The 9,716-nt window shown below is 49.8% G+C and carries 8 protein-coding genes; 1 reads left to right on the top strand and 7 read right to left on the bottom strand.

Features of this window, described 5'->3' with window-relative positions:
- Nucleotides 1-13 precede the first annotated feature (13 nt).
- The 6 genes from FGS84_RS28350 to FGS84_RS28375 all read right to left on the bottom strand — a co-directional run bounded on the left by FGS84_RS28350 (nucleotide 14) and on the right by FGS84_RS28375 (nucleotide 8,484).
- Nucleotides 14-1,354 (bottom strand): HAMP domain-containing sensor histidine kinase, encoded by a 1,341-nt coding sequence (locus tag FGS84_RS28350; RefSeq protein ID WP_138311542.1) that lies wholly within the window; start codon nucleotides 1,352-1,354, stop codon nucleotides 14-16.
- On the bottom strand, nucleotides 1,347-2,057 hold the full coding sequence (locus tag FGS84_RS28355; RefSeq protein WP_138311550.1) for a response regulator transcription factor: 711 nt from the start codon (nucleotides 2,055-2,057) through the stop codon (nucleotides 1,347-1,349). Before FGS84_RS28355 ends, FGS84_RS28350 begins: the two co-directional genes overlap by 8 nt.
- Nucleotides 2,058-2,219: 162 nt before the next feature.
- Nucleotides 2,220-3,593, bottom strand: coding sequence for an ABC transporter permease (locus FGS84_RS28360; protein ID WP_138311543.1), 1,374 nt, complete (start codon nucleotides 3,591-3,593; stop codon nucleotides 2,220-2,222).
- A complete protein-coding gene (locus tag FGS84_RS28365) occupies nucleotides 3,590-5,959 on the bottom strand; it encodes a hypothetical protein (RefSeq protein ID WP_138311544.1) in 2,370 nt (789 codons plus the stop codon). Before FGS84_RS28365 ends, FGS84_RS28360 begins: the two co-directional genes overlap by 4 nt.
- A gap of 2 nt (nucleotides 5,960-5,961) precedes the next feature.
- Nucleotides 5,962-6,663, bottom strand: a complete 702-nt coding sequence (locus tag FGS84_RS28370) for an ABC transporter ATP-binding protein (protein WP_138311551.1) — start codon at nucleotides 6,661-6,663, stop codon at nucleotides 5,962-5,964.
- 477 nt (nucleotides 6,664-7,140) lie between these two features.
- A complete protein-coding gene (locus FGS84_RS28375; protein ID WP_138311545.1) occupies nucleotides 7,141-8,484 on the bottom strand; it encodes an MATE family efflux transporter in 1,344 nt (447 codons plus the stop codon).
- Nucleotides 8,485-8,606: 122 nt separating this feature from the next.
- Here FGS84_RS28375 and FGS84_RS28380 point away from each other — a divergent pair, with 122 nt between their 5' ends.
- A complete protein-coding gene (locus FGS84_RS28380) occupies nucleotides 8,607-9,173 on the top strand; it encodes a PadR family transcriptional regulator (protein ID WP_138311546.1) in 567 nt (188 codons plus the stop codon).
- Here the strand turns inward: FGS84_RS28380 and FGS84_RS28385 are convergent.
- A complete protein-coding gene (locus FGS84_RS28385) occupies nucleotides 9,136-9,489 on the bottom strand; it encodes an MGMT family protein (protein WP_138311547.1) in 354 nt (117 codons plus the stop codon). The two genes, FGS84_RS28380 and FGS84_RS28385, sit on opposite strands and share 38 nt — an antisense overlap.
- Between the last annotated feature and the right edge of the window lie 227 nt (nucleotides 9,490-9,716).

Here is a 9,716-nt window from a genome sequence, read left to right on the forward strand (position 1 = left end):
ACACAACGCCGTACTATGGCCTGTCAGAAAATTCATTTCCTCCATCTGCACGCCCTAGCGGAAAGCTTATCTGCGTCCGGAAGAAATCACCCTCCTGTCCGCTGAAAAAGCTTCCTCCGTGGGCCTCCATGATTTTAGCGCAGGTCTTAAGGCCGATTCCGCTGCTCTCCTTTGTCTCCGCATTCTCTGCTGCGTAATTGCCAATGCAGATGACGAGACAATCCGCCCGCTGCCGGTAGGACACGGTTACCGGGCGGTCCCTGTCCGCATATTTTAAAAGATTGGAAAAGATGTTTCCGAATACCCGGCGGCACAGATTGATGTCCGCCCAAAGCCTGCAGTTGATTTCATCGGAACTGCGCCTGATGTCAAACCCCTCGCTTTCCATGTCAAAAAGGCTCTCCTCCACGATTTGTCCCAGGAACTCAGCCCCATTGACCTCCTCTGCCTCCAGCTCCTCCCGTTCTCTTCCATATACAATGAAATACTCAAACAATTTATCCGAAAGCTCCTTTATCTGGTATGCTTTATCCCGGATGGAATTCAGATACCTTCTCTGCCGTCCCCTGTCTTCCTCCTTTTCCATCTGAAGTATGTCCACATAACCCAACAGGCTGGTCAGGGGGGTCCGCAGGTCATGGGACATGGCTGTGACCAGTTCACGGTTTGCCTTTCCTGCTTCCTCCTCCTTCTTCTGCCGTTCTTTGATGGCACAGCGCATGGCATCAATCTCCCATGCAAGGGAGGCAAGCTCATCCTTTCCCTTCACCGTAATCCGGTAATCCAGGTCCCCGCCCTTCAGTATCTGTATCTCCTGTTCCATTAAATCTATATATCTGATTTTTCCGCGAATCAGCATGACCAGTACAAGGGCAAAGACTGCCATGGATATCACACCGCCCAGCACGCTGGCAGCAGTATAGTAACCGTACTCCATATAATAGCTGATTCCTGCCTGGGCTGTTCCGTCTGCAAATTTCACCTCATAGAGCCACGCGGTATCCTCCCATTCATCCATGTCAGGAACCATCACCATCACCTTGGCATCATTACTGTACTGAAATCTGCCGTCTTTATAAATGGATATGAGAAGATTCTTTTCCCCTGAGGCCCACTTATCCAGCATCTTACTGTCATGCACGGACAGCCCGTTTTCCGTCACATAAGCCTGAAGCCGTTCCACGCCTGCCTGCTCCCTCAGGTTCATTCTCTCTTCGCTGTAAACCACCTGGTCCAGAAAGCTAAAAAACAAGGTGTTAAGGGCCATATAGAGAGCCAGGGACACAAGGGCAGATGCCACTGCTGCCAGTGCAAGCTCTGTTCCCAGTCTGCTGATACTCCTTCTTCTATTCAATCCGGTACCCCTTTCCCCATACATTTACAATATATTTGGGATTCTTTGGGTCTGTCTCCAGCTTTCTTCGGAGATTTCTGATATGGACCATCACCGTATTATTGGCGCTGTAAAAGTACGCCTCCCCCCACACGCTCTCATAGATATTCTCAATGGTAAACAGTTTGCCCCGGTTGGACGCAAGCAGCAAAAGGATACGGTATTCCAGGTCTGTGAGAAAAATCTCCCCTCCGTTTTTCATGACCTCGTTGAATGTTTTCTGAATGACAAGGTCCTGTATGACTATCGTCTCCGCTCCGTCCCCCTCTTTTCCCTTGTACACATGATACCGGCGTATCATGGCTTTTACCCTGGCAGCCAGCTCTGCGTAGGAAAATGGCTTTGCCAGATAGTCGTCACCCCCTGCCCCGAATCCCATTGTCTTATCGGAATCCTGGGTGCGGGCCGTAAGGAACAGGATGGGAGTGTTTAACTTTCTGCGTATCTCTGCACAGGCTGAGACCCCATTGCGGCCCGGCATCATCACGTCCAGTATGATTAAATCGAATGTGCCGTCTGCCATGGATGCCGCCTGCTCCCCGTTCTCTGCTTCCACAACCTGGTACCCCTCACTCTCCAGCAGGATTCTCACTACCTCCCGTATTTCGGGGTCATCATCTGCAAATAATATCTTCCGTTTGTCCAACCTGACACCTCTCTCCATAATCACGCTTTTACCGTACATCTTTTCACATGGGATGTATCAGCCATGTAAAGCTATCTTCCATTATAGCTCAGACATACCATCTCTTCCACCAGAATAAACGGATACATTTAACTATTTTCTTTCATCTTTTTTGCTGCCCTTTCCTAACGCCCTTTCCTGTCAGTCATGTTTGATTGCCTCCAGCGCTGAAATCTTCACTGCTTTGCTGGCCGGATAATACCCGGCCCCCACGCCCACTGCTATGGAAAACAGGACCGCAAACAGGGAAAGCCACCACGGTATCACAGATAATCCGGAGGGCGTGTCCGCCATGTCCGTGTCCATGACTCCCATGACCATGGATGAGGATGACATGCCTTTGGAGGTCATATTCATGATAAATGATATGGCGTAGCTGAACACAGTACCTGCCACTCCCCCCAAAAGCCCGATACAGCCTGCTTCCAGCAGGAATATTCTCCTTATGTCCCTGACAAAACACCCCAGTGACTTCATGACGCCTATTTCCCTGGTCCGTTCAGATATGGACATAATCATGGTATTGGTGATTCCCAGGGCAGCGACGAACAGGGAAATGGCACCCAGGCCGCCCAGCATCATCTGCTTCTGTCTGGCCTCCTGTTCCATGGGCTTGCGGATGGTTTCCATGGAACTGGTCCGGAATCCCATACGCTTTATTTCCGCCTCCGCCTCCGCCACCCGGTTCATATCCTTTACCTTGACCAGGGCGCCTGAATACCCCTTTTTCCACTCCGTTTTTTTTCCGTTAAGCTTTGCCTGCTGGTCCAGCAGGGTCTTAAGCATTTCCAGGTCCATCACAAGGCCCATGGATGTCTCCTCGCCTTTTCCGTAATCCTCCTTCATCCTTCCTGCGGCTTCCAGCCGGCGGGTGATTTTCCTGTCGTCTTCCTTATCACTGCTGATATCCAATGTATAAGATTCTTTCATGGAATCAAAATAAGGCGGGGGCTTCACAGGCATTCCGTTTTTATCCAGATTATCATATCCGCTGTACATGTCCACCGTATTCCTGCCCGGGGGCCTCTTGGTGTCCTCAAATATATAAGCAAAATTCTCCCCCACAAAGACACTGTCTCTTCCCGCCTTATCCCATGCCCCGTCTGTCAGCCTGTATCCCATGGCCTGGGCCGCCTTTATGTCAATCCCTACTATGCTGGTGTAGGTTGACTTGTAGCGGCGGTTCCGTCCTGCATACAGGGTGATGGGGATGTTTTCCGCCGTAAGCCTTGGCGTCACTACTTCCACTGACCCCATTTCCTTTAAACGCCGGATTGCCTGGTTATCCAGCTTTGCCGAACGGCTCCCTTTGCCGGCCGCATAAACATTGATGATGGTCAGGTCTCCCATCTGGGCCAGCATGCTCTTCTGGGCCTCCTTCATTCCAATTCCAATGGATATCATAATGACCACGGAACAGCAGCCGATGATAACTCCCAATACAGTGAGAAATGTCCTGCTCTTGTGACGGGTCAGATTTTGGATACATATGGTAAATAAATCCTTTGTTTTCATGATTCATCATCCTCTTCTTCCAGCTCATCCCAGCCATTCTGACCGGGATTTTCCCTTTGAACATCTAATCTCCCGACTTTCTTTTTCTTTATCCACAGGACTCCTGCCAGCAATACGGCGGTAAGCATACCTGCCGGCAGCTTCCAGTCCATTTTCCTTCCTCCATCCGTTTCCCCGTCCATTATATCCGCACCTGCCAGTTCCTCGGCAGCGCCTTCTTTCACCTGGAATGTCACAGGAATCTCCATAGTCCGTATCTCCATGGACTCATCCTCATATGTCACCTTTACCTTGCCCTCAAAGGTTCCTGTCTTTTTCGGGGTTGCTATAAAGTCAATGGTCCCGCTTTTTCCGGCATCAAAATTCCCCAGGTTCAGGCTTCTGTCAATCACCTGGATATCGCCTTCCAGACTTGCCTCCACATTGTAGACCTGTCCTCTCCCCTTATTCACATAGGGAAGTGAGATGGTGGTTTCTTCATTCTGACGTATTTCCTCCACAAAAGAAGGAGGACTCACATGGAACCGGTCAGGCTGGTAAACAGGTACTGCAATGGTCTCGGCGGCAGTGGACTGTTTTCTCTCTGTCTTATCAATATACTCGTATTTGCAGGATATGGTTATTTTCGGGGACTGTACCTTGGAATCCTTTGTCTGGAATAATGCCTGGACATCCACCTGCTGCGCTTTTTTCTCCCCGGGTCCCATCTTTGGAACGTAAAATGTGTTGGATGACGAGTTGATGGATAATCCCTCTCCTGTTTCCAGGGAAATGACTACATTTTCAATGGGCGATACCTGACTGGTATTCATAAACTCCATGCTCAGATGGAACACCTGTCCCGCTGAGACTTTATCGCCATATGTATAATTGGTGAGTATGATATTGGGCGTGGGGGCTCCCGGTGTGGCCGCCTTGCCATTGGTGGGCACCACAATACGCTCTGAATAGGTGCCCTGGACCGTTCCCTTATCTGTATCGTAGTCAAATTTTAATGTGACCCCCAGAAGCTGGGATGCCGCAGCCGACAGCTCTGCTCCTGCTTTAAGGTTCACCGGCACATCCACGGACTGGCCTGCCCCTATCTCCCCAATCTGCCGGGTATCCGTTGCTTCCAGAAGGGATATCTGGTCATTGGGCTCAAAGGTGGCCGTGAGATTCCTGATTCCTTTGACCGTGTCCGTATTTTCCAGTTTTAAAAGAATCTGAAACGGCTGGCCGGAATTGACCGGCCCCATAGGTCCTCTGTCTATGCGCAGAACCGGCTGGCCCGCGGCGGTTCCTCCTTTTACAGGCAGAAGCACCTTCTGGGAAGAGGTGGCTGATGTCAGCTGTCCGCCTGAATAATAGTTATATTTTAATTCCAAATCAATGAGCTGGCTGGGGCCGGAAATATCCTGTCCTGCAATCAGGTTGAATTTGACCTGTCCGGTTCTCCCGGTATCCAGACGGTTAATGATTCTTGCGTTGGTGTCATCTCCTATGAACAGGGAACCTCCCGGTGTCACATTGACCACCATATCCTCAATATCCGCATCCCTGCTGGTGTTCTCAAGCTCCACTTCCAGCGTGAAATGGTCCCCGGGCCCCACCGGATTCTGCGGCGAGATTCTTCTGACTCTTATGATGGGCTGTCCCGTGGTGCTTCCCGTATCCCCATTTTCCCTGGGAGCCGACTCCTCGCATTCCGAAATGTTCACCTCCAGCTGTTCAGGAGGAATTCCCGAACTCTTAAATCCCACCTTCAGTCTCAGGGCATCCCCCCTGCCCGTATAGGTAAGCTTGGAAAATGTCACTGTAAACTCCAGGTCATCCTCCTTATCCGATGTAATCTTTACCTTTGGATTTTCCCCATTCCGGAAACTGTCACTCAGTTTTGTTACGGTTATGCCCCGTCTTCCCACCTCACTTGTCCTGACCCCATTGCTTCTTACATTGACCACCACCTTTGCCTGACGTCCTTTGCGCAGCACATCCAGGGTGTCTTTTGAACCGCCCAGGGCAAAAATCTCATATTCACTCACCCACAGGCTGCCGTTTCCTTCGCTGCCCTGACTTTCTCCCCCCTGCACTGCATTGCCGGAATCAGAGCCGGAACTTTCCATGTCTCTGCCTGGCTGTACTGTTCCTGTTTCAGATGCCCCAGCCCCGGCATCTTCTGTCCCGGCCCCGGCACCTTCTGCCCCGGCCCCGGCACCTTCTGTCCCGGCGGGACCGGTTTCACCATCCGTCCCTGCGGCGGCAATATGTTCCTGCGCCGCCGGACTGCCTGCCTCCTCTGCCATGGCGCTGCCGCACAGTCCAATTATCATAATAACTGAAATCATCACGGCTGCCGCCCTTTTTATCCTTCCCGCTATCTCCATCCTTACCGTCCTTTCCTTTCGTCTCCCGTTATGATTCCGTCCACCAGCGTCACGATTCGGTCTGCATACCTGGACATGCCCGGGTCATGAGTTACCAGTATGATGGTCTGGTTGAACCTTCTGGCAAATCCCATGACCATGTCCATGATTTCCGCTGTTGTTTTTGTATCCAGATTGCCGGTAGGTTCATCTGCAAACACCACCTCAGGCCTGGACACAAATGCCCGGGCAATCCCGGCCCGCTGCTGCTGTCCGCCTGACATCTGTGAGGGATAGTGGTGAAGCCGGTGTGAAAGCCCTACGCGTTTCAGCAGTTCTTCTGCCATGGCCTCCCGCTTCTTCCGTTCCATCCCCTTAAACATCAGGGGCATGGCCACATTTTCAACCGCTGTCATGGACGGCAGCAGATTATAGGACTGAAAGATAAAGCTCATGTGCTCCTGCCGGAAGGCAGCCAGCTCCTCCTCGCTCATCCGGGAAATACTTTTTCCCCGGATAAACACCTGTCCGTCCGTGGGCTTTTCCATCCCGGCCAGCTGATTCAAAAGCGTACTCTTGCCAGAACCGGACGTGCCGAAAATACAGCAGACCTCGCCTTTATAAATCTTCAGATTAATCCGTTTGAGGGCTACCACTTCCTCATCCCCCATCCGGTAAACCTTCCGTACATTTTTAACATATATAATCGGTTTTCCATGTTCCATCATCTTGTCACTCCTCTTTTCATGGGCTCTATCATAGAAAATAATCCCATGGAAATTACCTCATATAAATCTTAAGAAATCTTAATTTCCCTCTTGCCTGTATTTTTGGATGGCTCTTTGCTATAATGGTTCCATATCAATGGACGGCAGACTGCCGCCTGCAGACGGAAAAGGCCGTGCCGCCGGATTTAAGGTCCATTGGGCACGGCCTCAGAATTACTGCTGCCAAAAATAAGATTCTCATAAGTAATTATTAAATATTTTCATATTTTATTAATAGGCTGCTCAAACTTTTGACATAACTGAACCCTATACTTGAATTATAGATAAACAAAACATCCTATTAATACAATATATAGCTTTTTCATACTCAGCCGGCACGACTCCCATCGCGCCGGCTCCTCTCCTTTTCAGGGTTCATTTCTTACTCTCCTGTTTCATCCTGCTGTATCACTGCTCACCCCCAAACAGCCCTGTTCATCCTCTTATATTCCGATTCAGACGGATTGCCATATACAGGGCTGCAATTGCGGAAATAATATCTGCCGCCGGCTGCGCATACAGAATGCCGTTTAATCCCCACAGAGCCGGAAGAACCAGGATAATGGGAACAAAACAGATTCCCTGCCTGCAGGCTCCAAGAAAAAATCCCTCCCCGGCCTTTCCCAAGGCCAGGAACAGGGAAGAATACACGGTGTAGAATCCAAACAGCAGAAAGGATAATCCGTTGGCCCTGAGAGCCCTCTGCCCTGTGCGTATCATCTCCATATCATCCTTTGTAAACCGCGAAACAACAGGTCCGGAGAAAACAGCCATGGTCAATCCGAATACACCGCAGAACAGGGTGGACCACACCACGGATGTCCTGATTGCCTCATGAAGGCGCTTATAGTTTCCCGCACCGTAATTATAACCTGCAATGGGCTGAAAACCTTTGATAAATCCAAACACCATCAGACTTCCCAGGGAAATCACCCTGGTGACAGCGCCCATTCCGGCAATCACAGAATCCCCGTACTGCTTTGCCTCCATATTAATCATAGTGATGGACAGGCTGGTCAGCAGCTGGAAGGCCAGGGTAGGAATACCTATTTTCAGTATCTCAGACATAATCTCTTTGGAAAAACAGCACTTTCTGAAGCTGAAACAAAAGATACTTCTTTTACGGATAATGTAATACAGGTAGACCAGGGTGGAGACTGCCTGTGAGATAGCCGTTGCAATGGCTGCTCCGGCCACTCCCAGATTCAGGACATAGATAAAAACAGGGTCCAGAATCATATTCAGGGCAGCCCCTGTCAGCAGGACGCACATGGTTGTCCTGGCAGCGCCCTCGCTGGTTACAATATTATTCATGGCGACATTAAACACATTAAATATGGATGATACCACATAAATCCCTGCATATGTAACGGCATAGGGAAGGATACTGTCCGTTGCCCCCAGGCATCTTAAGATTGGCTTCAAAAAAACCACTGCGCAGACAATAACCGCCCCGCCGACCAACATGCTGCTGTACAGGGCAGTGGCTGCCACCCTGTCAGCAGTCTCCCGGTCCCCGCTGCCTAACAGCCGTGAGATATAGGATGCTGCGCCGTTTCCAAAGAGCAGGCCCAATCCAACCACTGCCTGCCCCAGTGGAAATGCCACTGAAATCGCTCCCATCTGGCTGGTTCCAAGTCCTCCCACAAAATATGCGTCCACCAGGTTATACAGCGCATTAATCATCATTCCAACCATGGTGGGAAGTCCCATGGCTAACAGCGCCCTTGGTATGGGCGCGCTTCCCAGCAGCTCCATTTTCTTATTACGTCCTTCCATCTTGTACTCTCCTTTCACTTGACACAAGTTGTAAAATATAGTACTATAATTTATAGTAGTTGGCCATAGGGCACATACTACTATAAATTATAGTATTTGTCAAGAGAAAAAAGGAGGTTGTCATGGCAACCATAGATTTAATTGTGCTGGGTATTTTAAAAAAAGAATCCCTGAGTGCCTATGATATTCAGAAATTAGTAGAATACCGGAATATCTCGAAATGGGTAAAAATCAGTACCCCATCCATCTATAAAAAGGTAATCCAGCTGGAAGAAAAAGGATACATTAAAAGCAATATGATAAAAGAAGGAAAAATGCCCGAAAAAGCGGTCTATTCCCTGACAGAAACCGGTGAACAGGCATTTGAAAGCCTGATGCTGGAACTTGCGTCCAAACCCATCAACATCTTTCTGGATTTCAATGCCGTCATTGTGAATCTGTCAAGCCTGCCCCCGGAAAAGCAGGCATCCTGCCTGGACAGGATTGAACAGAACGTAAACATTTTAAAGACATACCTGGAAGAGAACATCTCGCTGAAGGAACATTTGCCGGAGATTCCTGAGACAGGAAAGGCAGTACTGCAGCAGCAGTTCATCCTGGCCCAGGCAATTGAATCATGGATTGCCTCCCTGAGAAGTACTTTGCCGGAATTCATATCCCTTCCCGATCAAACATCTCCTTCAGCCTGAGGGCGTCCTCCAGCGTATTCCTCCAGCCATCCCGTTTCATGTCCACACGTCCTTTTGCCGATACCAGGACCTCTTCCTCCTCCAGAAGCATTCTCTGCAGGTCCGGGTGTTCAAAGGACGCTGCGCCGGTCAGATATCCCTGTCCGTTGACCACACGGTGGGCCGGAACTTCTCCAGCCAGTCCGCGGTTCAGCGCGTATCCCACCTGCCTTGCATTTTTCGGTTTTCCGCAGAGCAGGGCGATTTGACCATAGGTGGCCACCTTTCCTTCCGGCACCGCCCTCACCGCAATCCCAACCCTTTTATAAAAATCCATCTTTTCCATCCTCCTGCAACAGATATTCTGTAAGCCCGCCATCAGACTCCTCATTATAAAAACATATCAACATTGTACCATGGCGGGTGCTGATTTAACAGACCCGGCAAACAACAAAGAAGGCCCGCAGGACAAATCCCGTTACTGTTCAGAGGTATCATAAATCAGTATCGGCAAAGTGACGAAATTTAAAATTTAAGAAATAGCGTATTTTGTGGCTATGTCTA

Origin of the sequence: Clostridium sp. 1001271st1 H5 (assembly GCF_005845215.1) — a bacterium.
Lineage (GTDB): Bacteria > Bacillota > Clostridia > Lachnospirales > Lachnospiraceae > Enterocloster.

Coding starts and splice junctions, on each gene's coding strand:
- FGS84_RS28370 (WP_138311551.1), bottom strand. CDS start 6,663: ATGGAACATGGAAAACCGATTATATATGTTAAAAATGTACGGAAGGTT.
- FGS84_RS28385 (WP_138311547.1), bottom strand. CDS start 9,489: ATGGATTTTTATAAAAGGGTTGGGATTGCGGTGAGGGCGGTGCCGGAA.
- FGS84_RS28365 (WP_138311544.1), bottom strand. CDS start 5,959: ATGGAGATAGCGGGAAGGATAAAAAGGGCGGCAGCCGTGATGATTTCA.
- FGS84_RS28375 (WP_138311545.1), bottom strand. CDS start 8,484: ATGGAAGGACGTAATAAGAAAATGGAGCTGCTGGGAAGCGCGCCCATA.
- FGS84_RS28380 (WP_138311546.1), top strand. CDS start 8,607: ATGGCAACCATAGATTTAATTGTGCTGGGTATTTTAAAAAAAGAATCC.
- FGS84_RS28360 (WP_138311543.1), bottom strand. CDS start 3,593: ATGAAAACAAAGGATTTATTTACCATATGTATCCAAAATCTGACCCGT.
- FGS84_RS28355 (WP_138311550.1), bottom strand. CDS start 2,057: ATGGAGAGAGGTGTCAGGTTGGACAAACGGAAGATATTATTTGCAGAT.